Consider the following 15,476-nt stretch of genomic DNA (forward strand, 5'->3'; position numbering starts at 1 on the left):
ATTTTTTTACTGCAAACCGCTCACCGAGAGCCCCGCGAGTTCTTCGGCTTGCGCATGGCGTTGACCGGGCGACGCTTGTTCTTGTCGCGGCTCCAGCGGTTCTTCTCGTCAGGCGTCAACGCGGGCACCTTGCGCGCCGGCAAGTCTGCCAATTGCGCCAGGTCGTCGACCTCTTCCTGGGAAAGTTCGACCCACTCACCCGCCTTGGCACGCTTATCGAGGAAGATATTGCCGTAACGAACGCGCTTGAGGCGGCTCACCGTGAGCTCCTGCGACTCCCAGAGACGCCGCACCTCACGATTGCGCCCTTCGAGAATCACCACGTGGAACCACGTATTGATGCCTTCGCCGCCGAATTCCTGCACATCGGTGAAACGCGCCGGGCCATCTTCGAGCATCACCCCCTCGGTCATCGCGGTCACGTTCTCCGGGCGAACACCGCCCATCACGCGCACCGCATATTCGCGCTCGACCTGCGTGGAGGGATGCATCAAGCGGTTGGCAAGTTCGCCGTCGGTGGTGAACAGCAACAAACCGCTGGTATTGATATCCAGGCGGCCGATGGCGATCCAACGCTCCCCTTTGAGGCGTGGCAAGCGATCGAAGACGGTGCGCCGTCCCTCGGGGTCGCGACGCGTGCAAAGCTCGCCCTCGGGCTTGTTGTACATGATGACGCGCCGTGGCACTTCCTCGGCATCGCGCAGGTTCACAGGGCGCTCGTCGAAGGTGACCCGATCGCGCGTTTCGATGCGGTCCCCCAACGTGGCCACTTGGCCATTGACCTTGACGCGGCCGTCACTGATGGCGGTTTCCATCTCACGACGCGAGCCGAAGCCCGCACGGGCCAGTACCTTCTGCAATTTTTCGGTAGGCGTGTTCATGAATCGAACGTTGTCTCGTCTGTTGAATGTTCCGCGTCCGCCGCGTCGGAAGCCTCGGCATCGTCTGATGGTGATGCTTCGGCCCCTTCTTCCCGTCGGCGGGCGCGTTCGGCCAGGCGAGCTTCGAGTTCGGCGAAGCTCAATCCCGACCGCTCGGACGCCGTCCCGGCGTGCTGATCGTCGGCCATCCCGGCCGTCGTCGTATCTGCCGTCTCTAGCGTGTCTGGCTCGATCTCAGATGACGACGTTGCTTGCGACGTATCCTCGATCGGCGGAGTATTCTCGACGTTGTCGGCCTGACTGTCACGCGCCGATGCATGATCCGCGTCATCGTGTCCCGGCGTCTCCTGATCGTGCCCCAGTGCCTCCTCGAAACGCGTCTCGAATTCCTTGAGTTCGTGCATCGGCGGCAAGGCATCAAGGGTCTTGAGGCCGAAGTCGTCGAGAAAGGCACGCGTGGTAGCGTAGACCGAGGGTCGTCCCGGCACGTCACGCTGACCGACGACGCGAATCCATCCCCGCTCGCTCAGGGTACGCATGATCGTGGTACTCACCGAGACCCCGCGCACCTCCTCGATATCGCCACGGGTGACTGGTTGACGATAGGCGATCAGCGCCAGGGTCTCCAGCAGCGCACGCGAATAACGCTGTGGCTTTTCATCCCAAAGCCGCGATATCCACGGAGAAAAACGTGCACGAATGCGCACTTGAAACCCAGATGCGGTCTCGATGAGTTCCAGAGCGCTATGCTCGAGGCGCTCGCCCAGACGCGCCAGGGCATCGCGCAACTCACCGCGCGAGGGGCGCTCACGCGCGTCGAACAGACTCTCCAGGCGTTCGGCTGTCAGCGGCTCGCCGGCGGCCAGCAACGCCGCTTCGCAGACCTCGTCGAGAGACGTCGGCGCCTCGTTCATCGGGGATCCTCTTCAGCATCGGCGAAGGCGCTTTCTCCACCCTCGTCATCGTCCGTCCCAGGGGTGTCGTCGACCGCCTCGGCGACCAGCCGAGCACGCACATGAATCGGCGACAACGGCGCATTCTGCGCGATCTCGATCATCGCCTCCTTGGCCAGCTCGAGAATCGCCATGAAGGTCACCACCACGCCCGCGCGCCCCTCCTCGAGCGTGAACAACGCCTCGAACGGGGTATAACGCTGGCCGTCCAGTTGCTCCATGATGCGCAGCATGCGCTCGCGGGTGGACAGCACCTCGCGGCTGATCTGGTGAGACTGCTGAAACTCGGCTCGCTTGAGGAGTCCCGATAGAGCGTGCAGCATCTCATCCAGTTCGACCTGGGGATGAATCACCCGCGTCTCGAGCGAAGGCAGCGCGGCCTGCGCCGCTACCCAATCGCGCCCCTCGCGCGGCAATTCATCCAGCCCTTCGGCGGCCAGTTTCAACTGCTCGTATTCCTGCAGGCGGCGGATCAACTCGGCGCGCGGATCTTCTGCCTCCTCATCCTCGCTCTTGGGCGGACGCGGCAACAACGTCCGCGACTTGATCTCAGCAAGCATTGCCGCCATCAGCAAATACTCGCCGGCCAGATCGATCTCCAGCGCCCGCATCAGCTCGACGTATTCGATGTACTGATGCGTGATCGCTGCCACATCGATGCCCAGGATGTCGAGATTCTGACGCCGGATCAGGTACAGCAACAAGTCGAGCGGCCCCTCGAAGGTTTCGAGAAAGACCCGCAACGCCTCGGGCGGAATGTAGAGATCTTCCGGCAGTTCGGTGATGGGCTGATCGTGCAGGCGCGCCAATACCGCCGCTTGGGACGCGGCCGAGGCGGTATCGGCACTGACGGGCTCGGCGGTATCACTCACGCGTGACGCTCTCCTCGACTGCGCCTCACGGCGCGACCTTCGATAAACGCGCAGTGTAGCAAGGCCATCGGGAGGCGAACACGCCTGCATCACGCAAGATGTGTCGTCGGACTGTCAGGCGCCCTCGGGCATCCGCGCAAAACGCCGGTAGGTGAAGTCGGCATCCCCTGCGGCGTCGAGCACCGCCAAGGTCTGGACCTCGTCATGATAAGGCGATTTTTCGCACACCGGGTCCATCTGCGCAGCGTCGCCGGTGAGCATCAGCGCCTGACAACGGCAGCCGCCCCAGTCGATTTCCTTGCGCTCGCAGCTCTGGCAGGTTTCGGGCATCCAGTCCGTACCGCGATAGGCGTTGAAGGCCGGGCTGTCGTACCAGATTTCCTGCAACCCATGATCCGCGACATTCCAGAATTCAAGGTGCGGAATCGTCTCCGCCGCATGGCACGGCAATACCTTGCCCGATGGCGTCACATTGAGTGACTGGCGTCCCCAGCCATTCATGCAGGGTTTGGGTAGCCGCGCATGGTAATCCGGCACCACGGCGTCGATGACGAGACGCCCTTGCAAACGCTCACGCGCCGCCTCGACCCTTTCGAGAGCTGACATGACCTGCTCGCGGCTTGGCATCAAGGCTGCGCGATTGACCAGTGCCCAGCCATAATACTGGGCGTGGGCGATCTCAAGGCGCCGTGCACCGAGCTCAATGGCCAGCTCGACGAAGTCGTCGATCTGATGCAGGTTGGCGCGATGAATCACTGCGTTGAGCGTCAACGGCAAGCCCAGCGCGGTAACCTCGGCGGCGAAGGCACGCTTGCGTGCATGCGCGCCGGCCATGTTGGCAATATGGTCGGTTACCTCAGGTGTCGCGCCCTGAACCGACAGTTGCACGTGGTCGAGGCCCGCATCCGCCAGCGTCTCCAACCGAGCACGGTCGATGTTGACGCCCGCCGTAATCAAGTTGGAATACAAGCCCGCGTCCGCGCAGGCCTGTACCAATTCAGGTAAGTCCGGACGCAGGGCCGGCTCGCCTCCCGAAAGATGAACCTGGAGTACGCCCATCTCCGAGGCTTCCGCAAAGACCCGCTGCCAAGTTGCGGTATCCAGCTCTTGCCGACGGCGTTCCAGAGCCACTGGGTTGGAACAGTACGGACATTGCAGCGGGCAGCGATGCGTCAACTCCGCCAGCATTCCCATAGGCGGCTGAGGAACCTCGGACGACGCCATCACGCAATCTCCAGCACACGCTTTTCGATCAGCCCCGCGAACATGGCGGTCACGTCCTCGGCAATGCGCTCGCGCGGCGCCTGATAGGTGTCGCACAACCTGTCGATGATCGTGCCGACACTGCGCTCGCCGTCCACTTCGCTGACCACCGTTTGCGCAATGTCATCGAGCTGAAAGACACGCTCGGGGGCCAGCAGTACCCAGCCACCCCGCTGCTTGTCTTCACGCAGCCTGACACCACGCGGTAGGCGCACGATGTCGCTTTCCTGAATCGCTGTCATAACGTCTTCGTTTCTCTATCGGTCGTCATCGCTCGTCGGCCGCCCCCATATCGCCCCATGCGCCGGGCGGCACATGGCCGGGGGCGACATAGGCATGATGAAGGGCATCCAGTTGAGTCCACAGCACGTTGCACTTGAAGATCAACGCATCGAGCACCGCCTGCTGCTGGTCGAGTCGCCGCGCGTGGCGCGTGACGTAATCGAGCGCCATGTCGGCATCCCGCGGGGCCTGGGTCAGGCGCGGCTCGAAATAGGCCAGGGTCTCGGCGGAGACGAAATCATAGTGCTTGAGCATGCCGCTGACGCGCTGGCCGATCACCATCGGGGAAAACAACTCGGTCAGCGAAGAGGCGATGGCTTCCAGCACGCTGCGCTCGCGCACGAAATGGATGTAGGCATCCACCGCAAAGCGTGTGGCCGGCAATATGCGCCGCGTCGAGACGACCATGTCGCGGTCGAGGCCCAGTCCATCGGTGAGCATCAGCCAGCGGGCGATACCGCCTTCGCCCTCGACTTCGCCATCATGATCCACCAGCCGGGAGCGCCATTCGCGACGCAGCGCCGGATCGTCAAGGCGCGCAATCAGCGACGCATCCTTGTGCGGGATCATGGCCTGATAGTAATAGCGATTGAGCGCCCAGGCCCGCACCTGACGGCGATCGAGCTCGCCGTTCTGCAACATCAACTGGAAGGGATGCCGGTGGTGGTAACGCTGCTCACCAATGCTGCGCAGACGCGCTTCCAGAGCCTCTGCGCTCAATGGTGCCTGCAGCGGCGCGTCGATATCGTTCATCAGCACTCCAGTTCCATGCCGTCATGGGCGATTTCCCATCCCATGCGCGCCGCTTCCCGGCGCTCGGCTGAGTCATCGATCAATACCGGATTGGTATTGTTGATATGCAGGAAGACACGCCGGCCAAGCGAGAGCGACGACAATGCGGCCATGCTGCCCGTTTCACCGGACATCGCCATGTGCCCCATGCGCTGCCCCGTCTTGTGACCGACCCCGGCGCGGATCATCTCGTCGTCACGCCACAAGGTGCCATCGAACAGCAGGACATCGGCCCCTTCGAGACGCGCCGCCAACGCAGGCGTCATCGCCGCGCAGCCTGGAATGTAATAGGTCCGGCGACCCGCGGCACGAAACTCGATGCCGACGGTCGCCTCGCCTTCGACGCCAATGTCTACCTGCTCGCCTTCCAGGTACAACGCCGTCTTGCCCGGCACCGCGAACATGCGTGCTTCGAGCCCTTCAGCCAGTGTCAGAGGCTGCTCCAGCGCCACCGGCACACGCTCGACGTAATCCGGATTGAGCACATTGAAAATCGGGTTGTCGCGCAATACGGACTGGATTTCCGCCGTGGCATACAACCGATAGGGAGAGCTTTCACGCAGACTCAACAAGCCACCGACATGGTCTACATCGGCATTGGTCAGCAGGATCGACTCGATAGGCGTGTGACGACTGCCCTGTTGAGGGAAGAGCGCCGGCGTTCGGCGTACCTGTGTCAGCACTTCGGGCGCGCAGTTGATCAGAGCCCACGAACGCCCATCGGCACTCACGGCAATGGAGGACTGTGTTCGCGGCGTGACGCGTGGATCACCCGACCACGCCAGCCGACATACCTCACAACGGCAATTCCACTGGGGCAGACCGCCACCGGCGGCTGCCCCGAGTACTCGAATATACAAAGCCGCCTCAGAATTCGGCGGGCATGTAATCGTTGATTTCCAGCGCGATGCAGATCTCTTTGACTGCGGGAGTAGTCCAGGTCATGTCGTTTCTCCGTTAGGGTGGATTTGCCCTTTCATCATAACCCCTTGATAGCACTATCGCATTAGCAATTATAAAGAATGCGCATATTGATGGCGCATCATCCATCGGCCTTGCGATAGCGCCCTTTATAGTCGAAGAGCTTGTCGCGAATCTGCCAGTAGCGGCCGACCTTGCGCCCCACGACGAAATCCGGGGCCTTGAGCCGCTGCTCATCGGCGATGACCTCTTCCGCCGAGCGTGGCTGCCAGTCGCTGCCCGGGGCACGCAGGTGATAGCGCAAGAACGCCAGCGTGAAAGCGCGGCGCTGCGCGGGGGTTTCCAGTGCGAACCATTCGTCGAGTGTGGCGCCGTCCTCGTCGTGATACGTGACCTTCAAGCGCGGCAGCCCCCGCCCATTGAGCACCGCTTGTAGTTGCATGCCCGACACGCGAAGCACCTTGGCTTCCTTGAGTCGCAGGGCCGCCTTGAGCTTGTCATCAGGATCGACCATGCGCTCGCCGCATTGATGGCAAGCCCGCGCGGCGATGTCGTTTTCCGCGCCGCACTGATCGCACACCTTGAAGCGAAAGCGAAACGAACATTGACGCTTTTTATAGGCGCCCGACCCTGCGCCACGCACTCTATCGACGCCCGACCCCGCGCCGTGTGCATTATCCTCACTCTGCTCCTCGACAAGCCCTTGGCAGCGCCGGCCGTGATGTTCGATGACCAGGTCGCCATCACGCTTGCCCCAGAACAGGTTGGCATGTCCGCACTCAGGGCATTCCACCTGTACCGGTTCAGCGTCTGAATCCGGGCGCGGCTCACCGACTTCCGGTGCGTATAAATCCCAAGGATTGCCCGCATAATCGAGGATCAGGCAGTCTTCCTTGCCCGGTGACAAGCGTAGCCCGCGCCCGACAATCTGTTGATACAGGCTGACGGACTCCGTGGGCCTCAGGATAGCGATCAAATCCACATGCGGCGCGTCGAACCCGGTGGTCAGCACCGCCACGTTGACGAGATACTTGATTTCGCGCGCCTTGAAGGCCGCGATCAAGCGCTCGCGCTCCTTGGTGGGCGTCGCACCGACGATCAACGCCGCTTGCTCGGCCGGCAGGTAGCCGATGATCTCCTCGGCGTGCGCCACGGTGGCCGCGAAGATCATAACGCCACACCGTTCGCGCGCCTGCTCGACGACCTCGGCGATGATCCCCGGCGTCGCCCGGTGCCCCTGCACGACGCGATTCAACTCGGCTTCCTCGAAGCCGCCATCGCGTCCCGGTACCAGGCGCGAAAAATCGTAACGGGTCTGCCGACCATCCTCGGCGTAGAGCGCCGCATCCACGCGCTTGGGCGCGACCAGGTAGCCCTGCTTGACCATCAACCGCAGCGGCTGCTCGAACACACAATCCTGAAAGAAGCTCTCGGCGTCGCCACGCACCATGCCATGGTGATGGCGGTGATAGATGAATCCTTGCCCCAGGCGATACGGCGTCGCAGTCAGCCCCAGCACCTTGAGACGCGGATTGTGCTTGCGCAGATGCGCGATCACGCGGTGATAGCTCGACGGCGCCTTGCGCTGGCGGGCATCGTCGCTGGCAGGCGGGGGAATGCGGTGGCATTCGTCGATGACCAGCAGGGTGAATGCCCCCCATTCGTCGTGCGTCTCGAAACGCGCCAGGCTATTGACCACGGACTGCACCGAGCCGAAGACCACCTGGCGCTCACTCTCCTTGCGCCCCAGGCCGGCGCTGAACAAATCCGCCTCCAGGCCGTAGGCCAGGTACTTGGCATGATTCTGTTCCACCAGTTCACGCACGTGAGCCAACACCAGTACCCGGCCCCGCGCCAGGCGTGCCAGCTCGGCGATCACCAACGACTTGCCGCTGCCGGTCGGCAACACCACCACGGCGGGATCGTCACTCGCGCGAAAGTGCTCGACGACCCGCGATACGGCCTGTTGCTGATAAGGGCGAAGTGAAGGTGCGCTCATGGCAGACTTCCAATCGAATCAAAAGGCGCATCCTACCACCGGCGACAAGATCGGCGAGGTGGCAATAGAAGACTTGATCTCGACACCCCGCACCCCGACATTAAATTTCAAGGTATTTTTAACCGACATTCGTTACCCGGAGATCTTTCATGTCTTCAACTCAGCCCCATTTCGTGGTGCTCGCCGAATTCCATCTCAAGGAAGGCCAGGTACCCGCGTTTCTCGCCCTGGCACACAACGACGCCAGCGAATCCCTGGCCAACGAGGAAGGTTGTCTGACGTTCGATGTGCTGACGCCGGAAGGCAGCGACAACGTCGTCGTGCTGCACGAAGTCTATCGCGACCGCGACGCCTTCGAGCATCACATGCAGATGCCCCACTACGCGCCCTTCAAGGAAGGCAGCGCACCGCTGCTCGATGGCGAACCGAACGTGCGCTTCTTCTACACGGCCATCCGTCCCGAATGAGCGCTGGCTTAAGTTGAGGCTCCACGCAAAAACCGCGGCGCCGAGTTCTACTCGAGCCGCGGTTTTTGCGTTCATGGCGAGACGCGCTCAATCCACCCAGACGCGTGCGTTGCGGAACAACCGCAACCAGGCGCCGTCTTCCTGCCATTCGGCGGGACGCCAGGAGTTGGTCACCGCCCGCGCCACGCGCTCGGGGTGCGGCATCATGATCGTCACACGGCCATCCGGTGTAGTCAGCCCCGTAATGCCTGCGGAAGAGCCATTGGGATTGGCGGGATAGCGCGTGGTTACCTGGCCGTAGTTGTCCACGTAGCGCATGGCGATCTGGTCGCTGGACTGCATGCTGCGCAAATGGCCACTGTCGCGGAACTCGGCGCGCCCTTCACCGTGCGCCACGGCGATCGGCAGCCGCGAACCTTCCATCCCGGCAAGCAGGATCGAGGGGCTCTTCTCGACCTGGACCATGCTTACCCGCGCCTCGAACTGCTCGGACTCGTTGCGCACGAAGCGCGGCCAGTTCTCGGCACCGGGGATCAGCGACTTGAGCTGCGAGAGCATCTGGCAACCGTTGCACACCCCCAGCGAGAAGCTGTCATCACGCTGAAAGAAACCCTCGAAGGCATCACGGGCGCGGCTGTTGAAGAGCACCGACTTGGCCCAGCCGCCGCCGGCGCCGAGCACATCGCCGTAAGAAAAGCCGCCACAGGCGACCAATCCCTTCATGGTTTCAAGGTCGACACGGCCCTCGAGGATGTCGCTCATGTGCACGTCGATGGCCGCGAAACCCGCGCGATCGAAGGCCGCCGCCATCTCGACATGACCGTTGACCCCCTGTTCGCGCAGCACCGCCACGCGCGGCTTCTCGCCACGTCCGACATAGGGCGCGGTAATGTCCTCATCGACATCGAAGCTAGGCTGCGCCGAAAGGCCCGGGTCGCGCAGGTCAAGCAAGGCGTCGAATTCAGACTTCGCACAGTCCGGATTGTCGCGCAGCGCCTGCATGCGGTAACTGGTATCGGTCCAAGTACGCTGCGCGATGGCCCGCGTGGTTTCCAGCAGCGGCTCTTCGAAGAGCGTGACACGCACCTGATCGTCGTAGCGGGGCCGGGCGACTACGCCGCTGGTTTCGAGGCCTGCGGCGGCAAGCTGGGCGAGCACGAACTCGGTATCATGACGATTGACCTGAATCACCGCGCCCAGTTCTTCGGCAAACAAGGCATCGAAGGCTTCGTAGGCATCGTCGATCAGCCAGTCGAGCTTGATCTCCAGTCCGCCACGCGCGGCGAAGGCCATCTCCAGCAACGTCACCAGCAAGCCGCCGTCGCTGCGGTCATGATAGGCGAGCAGCTTGTCATCGGCGCTGAGCCCCTGAATCACGGCGAAGAAGGCCTTGAGATCCTCGGCATCCTCGAGATCGGGGCACACATCGCCGACCTGGCCATACACCTGCGCCAATGCCGAGCCGCCGAGCCGGTTCTGACCGCGGCCCAGGTCGATCAGGATCAGGTCGCTTTCGTTCTGGTCCAGGCGCAGCTGTGGCGTCAGAGTACGCCGAGCATCGGTGACCGGCGCGAAACCGGTGATATCCAGCGTCAACGGCGCGGTAACGCTTTTCTCCTCGTCACCGGACTGCCATGCGGTCCGCATGGACATCGAGTCCTTGCCCACCGGAATGGCGATGCCAAGCTGAGGGCAGAGCTCCATGCCCACGGCGTGTACGGCATCGAACAAGGCCTGGTTCTCGCCGACGTGCTCGGCGGCGCTCATCCAGTTGGCGGAGAGCTTGATATCTTCAATCTTTTCGATCGGCGCCGCCGCCAGGTTGGTGATCGCCTCGGCCACCGCCAGACGCGCGCTGGCGGCGGGATCGATCAACGCGACCGGCGGACGCTCACCGAGCGCCATGGCCTCGCCCGCATGCGTGTCGAAACTCGCCGTGGTCACCGCGCAGTCGGCCACCGGCACCTGCCAGGGGCCGACCATCTGATCGCGCGCCACCATGCCCGTAATCGAGCGGTCACCAATGGTAATCAAGAAGCTCTTGGAGGCTACCGTCGGCAGACGTAGCACACGGTCCAACGCCTCGCGCAGATCGAGGTTGTCGAGCCCCAGCCCTGGCAGAGTCCGCGACTGACGTTCGAAGGAACGCGTCATCTTGGGCGGCTTGCCGAACAGCACGCTCATGGGCAGATCGACGGGACGCGTATCGAAGTGGCCATCGTGAACCGCCAGATGATGGGCCTCGGTGGCCTCGCCGACCACGGCGTAGGGGCAACGTTCACGCGCGCACAACGTATCGAACGCCTCGATATCCTCCGGCGCCACGGCCAGCACGTAACGCTCCTGGGCTTCGCTGCACCAGATCGCCAACGGACTCATGCCCGGCTCGGCATTGGGTACGTCGCGCAACTCGAAGCGCCCACCGCGACTGCCATCCTTGACCAGCTCCGGCAAGGCATTGGAAAGTCCGCCGGCGCCCACGTCATGGATGAAGCAGAGGGGGTTGTCATCACCTAACGCCCAGCAGCGGTCGATGACTTCCTGAGCGCGGCGTTCCATTTCCGGGTTGTCACGCTGCACGGAGGCGAAGTCGAGATCCTCGCTGGAAGCCCCGGAGGCCATGCTCGACGCCGCGCCGCCGCCAAGGCCAATCAGCATCGCCGGGCCACCCATCACGATCAACTTGGCGCCGACCGGGATCTCGCCCTTGGTGACATGGTCCTCGCGAATATTGCCGTAGCCGCCAGCCAGCATCACTGGCTTGTGGTAGCCGCGCCGTTCGATGCCGCCGGCCCCCACTGCGTCCTGCTCGAAGGTACGGAAGAAGCCCGTCAGGTTGGGGCGGCCGAACTCGTTGTTGAACGATGCCCCACCGATGGGCGCTTTCAGCATGATCTCCAAGGCCGACTGCATGCGCGCGGGCTTGCCGTAATCGAAGGCTTCCCAGGGCTGCACGAACTCGGGGATACGCAGATTGGAGACCGCAAACCCGGTTAGCCCGGCCTTGGGCTTGCCACCGACACCGGCGGCGCCTTCGTCACGAATCTCGCCACCGGCACCGGTCGCGGCACCGGGATGCGGCGCGATGGCCGTCGGGTGGTTGTGGGTTTCCACCTTCATCAAGATGTGGATCGGCTCCTGCGTCGCCGCGTAGCGCGCTTCCTGCTCACCGCCCGGTAGCCAGGGGGCAGCGAAGAAACGTCCCGCCTGGGTGCCACGAATCACGGCGGCGTTGTCGCTGTAGGCGGAAAGGATGCCGGCGCTGGAACACGCATGGGTGTTCTTGATCATCTTGAACAGCGAATGCGGCTGCGCCTCGCCATCGACATGCCAATCGGCATTGAAGATCTTATGCCGGCAGTGCTCGGAATTGGCCTGCGCGAACATCATCAGTTCGACATCGGTGGGATTGCGATCGAGCCCCTGGAAGGCATCGAGCAGGTAGTCGATCTCATCGTCGGCCAGCGCCAGGCCCAGGGCATCGTTGGCCTCGGCCAGCGCATCGCGCCCACCGTCGAGCACATCGACACGCCCCAGCGGCGCCGGCTCGTGGCGCTCGAAGAGCTTGGCCGCATCGCTCGAATTAGCCAACACCGTTTCCGTCATCGGGTCGTGAAGCACCGCCACCAGGCTCGCGAAGGCCGCTTCGTCGAGCGCGCCCTTGAGCGTCACACGGTAGGCGATGCCCCGTTCGATCCGGCGAATCTGCGTCAAACCGCAGTTGAGGGCGATATCGGTGGCCTTCGTCGACCACGGCGATAGCGTGCCCAGGCGCGGCACGACCAACAACAGATGCCCTTCGTGCTCGGCCTCTCCGCCATCACGGACGGGACCGTAACTCAGCAGTTGCGCCAGCACCTCTTGCGCCGCGTCATCGAGTTCGTCCTGATGATCGACGAAATGAACGTAATCGGCATGCAGCGCCTCGACCTCGGGCACGGCATCACGCAACGCGGCTAACAGCTTGGCATGACGGAAGGCGGAAAGGGCGGGCGCTCCTCGCAGTTCGAGCATGTCGAATGGGCCTCTGGGACAACAAGTAAACGATGCCGCGGGCGGCGGCCAATGAACGATCATGATACTGGAAAAGGTCTCCACGGGCGAAGTCGCCTTCACGCCCTCGCACATTGCGTGGAATCGGTACCAGGTGACACAAGGCGCAACGCCCGCTAAGGTGGCCCCTCTCATCGCTGACTCGAACTGGCATGCTCAATGCTCTCCTACGCTACATGCAGCCAGCCGCGACCGCACTCGTCGCCCTGCTGGCGCTGCTGATTCCTGACGGCCGCACGCTCCCTGTTCGGGACGCGGCGTTGTCGGAGGTTTTCTCGCGTGACTTCATCCAGGTATTCACCCGCAATACGCCGTCGACCTATTACGAAGGTCGCCATGGCCCAACGGGATTCGAATACGAGCTGGTGCGGCAATTCGCCGAGACATTGGACGTCAGCTTGTCGATCGATAGCCAGGGCAATATCGGCGACGTACTCACTGCCGTGCGCGGTGGCCGTGCCGATCTCGGCGCCGCGACACTGGCACTCGACCCCGCCGAGCCTGGGGTGAATTACACGCGCCCGATCATGTCGATGCAGCCCCTGGTCATCTATCACCACGGCATCACTCCTCCCAAGGCACCGGAAGACCTCCTGGGGCTGGATATCGCCGCACTGCGTGGCTCAGGAACCGGCCATGCGCTTCGCGATTTGCAGAAGTCGCTCCCCGAGCTTACGTGGCGAGAAACCGACGAACTGGAAGTCACTGACCTCATCGAAATGGTCGAGAAAGGCGAACTCGATGCCGCTGTCGTCTATGCCCATCAGTTCAAGCTCAATCGGCTTTTCTTCCCCGACGTGGAGAACGGCTTTCCTCTGGGCGAACCGCAAAGCCTGGTGTGGGCACTCCCCAAGGAGGGCGGCGTGGCACTCTTGCAAGCCGCCAACCAGTTTATTGCACGCCTTAGAGAGCACGGCGACCTTGCAGATCTAATCGCACGCTACTTCGGTCATGACAACTATCTCGAATACGTGGGTGCGAGCCTTTTCATCCGGCATGCCCAAAATCGCCTGCCGCGCTATGAAGACACTTTCAAGCAAGCGGCGCGCGACTCCGGCTTCGACTGGAAACTGTTGGCTGCCCTGGGCTACCAGGAATCGCACTGGAAACCCCGCGCGACCTCACCGACCGGCGTGCGCGGCCTGATGATGCTGACCAACGCCACCGCTGCCGAGGTCGGCGTGAGCAACCGACTCGACCCCGAACAGAGTATCGAGGGTGGCGCCATCTACCTCGGCCATGTGAAGGGGCGCCTGCAAGAAGAGATCACCGAACCGGACCGTACCTGGATGGCACTTGCTGCCTACAACGTCGGCCTGGGACACCTCTACGACGCTCAGAAGATCGCCAAGATGCAGGACGGCGACCCTTACAGCTGGGCGGACGTGCGCAAGGCTTTACCTCTGTTGCAGAAACGACAGTGGTACAGCAAAGTTCACCATGGCTACGCGCGTGGCGGCGAGCCGGTGATCTATGTGCGCAACATTCGGCGTTATTACGAAATTCTGAACTACGTGGATCGCAGCCGGCGCCAGTTTCACCAGCTCGGCGAACGCGACGATTCGATGCTTCAGGGAACGCCTTTCGACACCGTTCCGCCAGTGCTCTAGATCAGTCACGTCGCGCAGCGAAAAAGGCTTTCAGCAATTGCGCTGCACGTGTCGCCAGCAGTCCGCCTTCCACCTGGACACGGTGATTGAACCACGGCTGGGCAAACAGGTTGGCCCGCGACTCGACCATGCCGCTCTTGGGTTCGGCAGCGCCGTACACGACCCGCGCCACCCGCGCATGGATGATCGCCCCGGCGCACATCATGCAAGGCTCCAGGGTGACGAAGAGCGTGCAGCTATCCAGTCGATAATTGCCCAGATGCGCGGCGGCGTCGCGCAAGGCGCGCACCTCGGCATGCCCACTCGGATCGTGACACGAGACCGGAGCATTGAAGCTCGCCCCCACGATCTCGCCACTGGGCTCGACTACCACCGCGCCCACCGGCACCTCGCCTGCTTCCAACCCCATGCGCGCTTGATCCAGCGCACGGTGCATGTAGAAGGTATCGCTGCGCATCACAGGGGCACTCCGGTATGCTGGTAGAATTGCAACAATCGTATGAAAACGAGCCATCAGAAGGATGCCGGCATGACGCAACCACTCGCCACTCTCGTCGATCTATTGGGTCTGGAACCTCTGGAGGAGAACCTGTTTCGCGGTCGCAGCCAGGATCTCGGCCTTCCCCAGTTGTTTGGCGGCCAGGTGCTCGGCCAAGCACTTTCCGCCGCCACCCACACGGTCGATATGGCGCGCCGTGCCCACTCGTTGCACGGCTATTTTCTGCGCCCCGGCGACGCCAAACGTCCGGTAGTGTATCAGGTCGATCGCGTACGCGACGGCGGGAGTTTCACCACCCGGCGCGTCAGCGCCATCCAGAACGGCAAGACCATCTTCTTCTGCAGCGCTTCGTTCCAGGGCGAGGAACCGGGCTTCGGCCATCAACGTGAAATGCCCGACCTCGAGTCACCCCAAGCGCTGATCGAGGCCGGCGCCGAGGTGCAGCGTTTCGACGGCCATCCCATCGAGTTCCTGCATTTCCCGGATGTCACCACCGATATGCCGCGCAAGCGATTGTGGTTCCGACTCGCGGGCGAATTGCCCGAGGACGGCTCGCTGCACCGCTATTTGCTTGCCTACAGCTCTGACTTCAACCTGCTGACTACCAGCCTCGTCTCGCACGACACCTTTTTCGGCGACCCCCGGCTGCAGATCGCCAGCCTCGATCATGCCCTGTGGTTCCACGACGACGTGACCATCAACGACTGGCTACTGTATGACATGGAAAGCCCCTGGGCCGGCGCAGCACGTGGATTCGCGCGCGGCAGCGTCTACGACCGGACCGGACGGCTGGTCGCCTCAGTGGCACAGGAAGGCTTGGTCAGGCGTCGCTCTTGAGCCATAAAATGATGGCACTTTACCCGAGACGAAAAAACGCCAGCGGC

At 62.8% G+C, this 15,476-nt stretch carries 14 protein-coding genes; 3 read left to right on the forward strand and 11 right to left on the reverse strand.

The window, feature by feature from the left end; translation table 11 throughout:
* Positions 1 to 20: 20 nt before the first annotated feature.
* The 9 genes from rluB to L1073_RS05030 all read right to left on the reverse strand — a co-directional run bounded on the left by rluB (position 21) and on the right by L1073_RS05030 (position 7,963).
* On the reverse strand, positions 21 to 881 hold the full coding sequence (gene rluB, locus L1073_RS04995; protein WP_246897242.1) for a 23S rRNA pseudouridine(2605) synthase RluB: 861 nt from the start codon (positions 879 to 881) through the stop codon (positions 21 to 23).
* Positions 878 to 1,795 carry an SMC-Scp complex subunit ScpB gene (gene scpB / locus L1073_RS05000; protein WP_246897243.1) on the reverse strand — a complete coding sequence of 306 codons (918 nt, stop codon included), beginning with the start codon at positions 1,793 to 1,795 and terminating at the stop codon, positions 878 to 880. Before scpB ends, rluB begins: the two co-directional genes overlap by 4 nt.
* Complete coding sequence (locus L1073_RS05005; protein WP_425531567.1) at positions 1,792 to 2,706, reverse strand: segregation and condensation protein A; 915 nt, start codon at positions 2,704 to 2,706, stop codon at positions 1,792 to 1,794. Before L1073_RS05005 ends, scpB begins: the two co-directional genes overlap by 4 nt.
* 114 nt (positions 2,707 to 2,820) lie before the next feature.
* Positions 2,821 to 3,930, reverse strand: a complete 1,110-nt coding sequence (pqqE, locus tag L1073_RS05010) for a pyrroloquinoline quinone biosynthesis protein PqqE (RefSeq protein WP_246897245.1) — start codon at positions 3,928 to 3,930, stop codon at positions 2,821 to 2,823.
* Positions 3,930 to 4,211 carry a pyrroloquinoline quinone biosynthesis peptide chaperone PqqD gene (gene pqqD, locus L1073_RS05015; RefSeq protein ID WP_246897247.1) on the reverse strand — a complete coding sequence of 94 codons (282 nt, stop codon included), beginning with the start codon at positions 4,209 to 4,211 and terminating at the stop codon, positions 3,930 to 3,932. The genes pqqE and pqqD overlap by 1 nt, the downstream gene beginning before the upstream one ends.
* 25 nt (positions 4,212 to 4,236) lie before the next feature.
* Positions 4,237 to 5,004 (reverse strand): pyrroloquinoline-quinone synthase PqqC, encoded by a 768-nt coding sequence (pqqC, locus tag L1073_RS05020; RefSeq protein ID WP_246897249.1) that lies wholly within the window; start codon positions 5,002 to 5,004, stop codon positions 4,237 to 4,239.
* Positions 5,004 to 5,903 (reverse strand): pyrroloquinoline quinone biosynthesis protein PqqB, encoded by a 900-nt coding sequence (gene pqqB / locus L1073_RS05025; RefSeq protein ID WP_246897251.1) that lies wholly within the window; start codon positions 5,901 to 5,903, stop codon positions 5,004 to 5,006. The genes pqqC and pqqB overlap by 1 nt, the downstream gene beginning before the upstream one ends.
* A gap of 7 nt (positions 5,904 to 5,910) precedes the next feature.
* Positions 5,911 to 5,988 (reverse strand): pyrroloquinoline quinone precursor peptide PqqA, encoded by a 78-nt coding sequence (gene pqqA, locus L1073_RS17340; protein ID WP_075370104.1) that lies wholly within the window; start codon positions 5,986 to 5,988, stop codon positions 5,911 to 5,913.
* A 97-nt stretch (positions 5,989 to 6,085) separates the two neighbouring features.
* Positions 6,086 to 7,963 carry a DEAD/DEAH box helicase gene (locus tag L1073_RS05030; protein WP_246897253.1) on the reverse strand — a complete coding sequence of 626 codons (1,878 nt, stop codon included), beginning with the start codon at positions 7,961 to 7,963 and terminating at the stop codon, positions 6,086 to 6,088.
* A gap of 149 nt (positions 7,964 to 8,112) precedes the next feature.
* Between L1073_RS05030 and L1073_RS05035 the strand changes: the two genes are divergently transcribed.
* A complete protein-coding gene (locus L1073_RS05035) occupies positions 8,113 to 8,430 on the forward strand; it encodes a putative quinol monooxygenase (protein WP_246897254.1) in 318 nt (105 codons plus the stop codon).
* 87 nt (positions 8,431 to 8,517) lie between these two features.
* Here L1073_RS05035 and purL read toward each other — a convergent pair whose 3' ends face one another.
* Positions 8,518 to 12,444, reverse strand: a complete 3,927-nt coding sequence (gene purL / locus L1073_RS05040) for a phosphoribosylformylglycinamidine synthase (protein WP_246897256.1) — start codon at positions 12,442 to 12,444, stop codon at positions 8,518 to 8,520.
* A gap of 191 nt (positions 12,445 to 12,635) precedes the next feature.
* Here purL and mltF point away from each other — a divergent pair, with 191 nt between their 5' ends.
* Positions 12,636 to 14,093, forward strand: a complete 1,458-nt coding sequence (mltF, locus tag L1073_RS05045) for a membrane-bound lytic murein transglycosylase MltF (protein ID WP_246897257.1) — start codon at positions 12,636 to 12,638, stop codon at positions 14,091 to 14,093.
* A 1-nt stretch (position 14,094) separates the two neighbouring features.
* Here the strand turns inward: mltF and tadA are convergent, their stop codons facing one another.
* The gene (tadA, locus tag L1073_RS05050; RefSeq protein WP_246897259.1) at positions 14,095 to 14,550 is read right to left on the reverse strand and encodes a tRNA adenosine(34) deaminase TadA; all 456 of its coding nucleotides are present in this window, start codon (positions 14,548 to 14,550) and stop codon (positions 14,095 to 14,097) included.
* Between the two features lie 72 nt (positions 14,551 to 14,622).
* Here tadA and L1073_RS05055 point away from each other — a divergent pair, with 72 nt between their 5' ends.
* Positions 14,623 to 15,429, forward strand: coding sequence for an acyl-CoA thioesterase (locus tag L1073_RS05055; RefSeq protein WP_246897260.1), 807 nt, complete (start codon positions 14,623 to 14,625; stop codon positions 15,427 to 15,429).
* Positions 15,430 to 15,476: the final 47 nt, after the last annotated feature.

Origin of the sequence: Chromohalobacter nigrandesensis (assembly GCF_023061285.1) — a bacterium.
Taxonomy (GTDB): Bacteria; Pseudomonadota; Gammaproteobacteria; order Pseudomonadales; family Halomonadaceae; genus Chromohalobacter; species Chromohalobacter nigrandesensis.

Excerpts from the sequence above, each read along its gene's own strand:
- rluB (WP_246897242.1), bottom strand. The coding sequence starts at position 881 with ATGAACACGCCTACCGAAAAATTGCAGAAGGTACTGGCCCGTGCGGGC.
- scpB (WP_246897243.1), bottom strand. The coding sequence starts at position 1,795 with ATGAACGAGGCGCCGACGTCTCTCGACGAGGTCTGCGAAGCGGCGTTG.
- pqqE (WP_246897245.1), bottom strand. The coding sequence starts at position 3,930 with ATGGCGTCGTCCGAGGTTCCTCAGCCGCCTATGGGAATGCTGGCGGAG.
- pqqD (WP_246897247.1), bottom strand. The coding sequence starts at position 4,211 with ATGACAGCGATTCAGGAAAGCGACATCGTGCGCCTACCGCGTGGTGTC.
- pqqC (WP_246897249.1), bottom strand. The coding sequence starts at position 5,004 with ATGAACGATATCGACGCGCCGCTGCAGGCACCATTGAGCGCAGAGGCT.
- pqqA (WP_075370104.1), bottom strand. The coding sequence starts at position 5,988 with ATGACCTGGACTACTCCCGCAGTCAAAGAGATCTGCATCGCGCTGGAA.
- L1073_RS05030 (WP_246897253.1), bottom strand. The coding sequence starts at position 7,963 with ATGAGCGCACCTTCACTTCGCCCTTATCAGCAACAGGCCGTATCGCGG.
- L1073_RS05035 (WP_246897254.1), top strand. The coding sequence starts at position 8,113 with ATGTCTTCAACTCAGCCCCATTTCGTGGTGCTCGCCGAATTCCATCTC.
- purL (WP_246897256.1), bottom strand. The coding sequence starts at position 12,444 with ATGCTCGAACTGCGAGGAGCGCCCGCCCTTTCCGCCTTCCGTCATGCC.
- mltF (WP_246897257.1), top strand. The coding sequence starts at position 12,636 with ATGCTCAATGCTCTCCTACGCTACATGCAGCCAGCCGCGACCGCACTC.
- tadA (WP_246897259.1), bottom strand. The coding sequence starts at position 14,550 with ATGCGCAGCGATACCTTCTACATGCACCGTGCGCTGGATCAAGCGCGC.
- L1073_RS05055 (WP_246897260.1), top strand. The coding sequence starts at position 14,623 with ATGACGCAACCACTCGCCACTCTCGTCGATCTATTGGGTCTGGAACCT.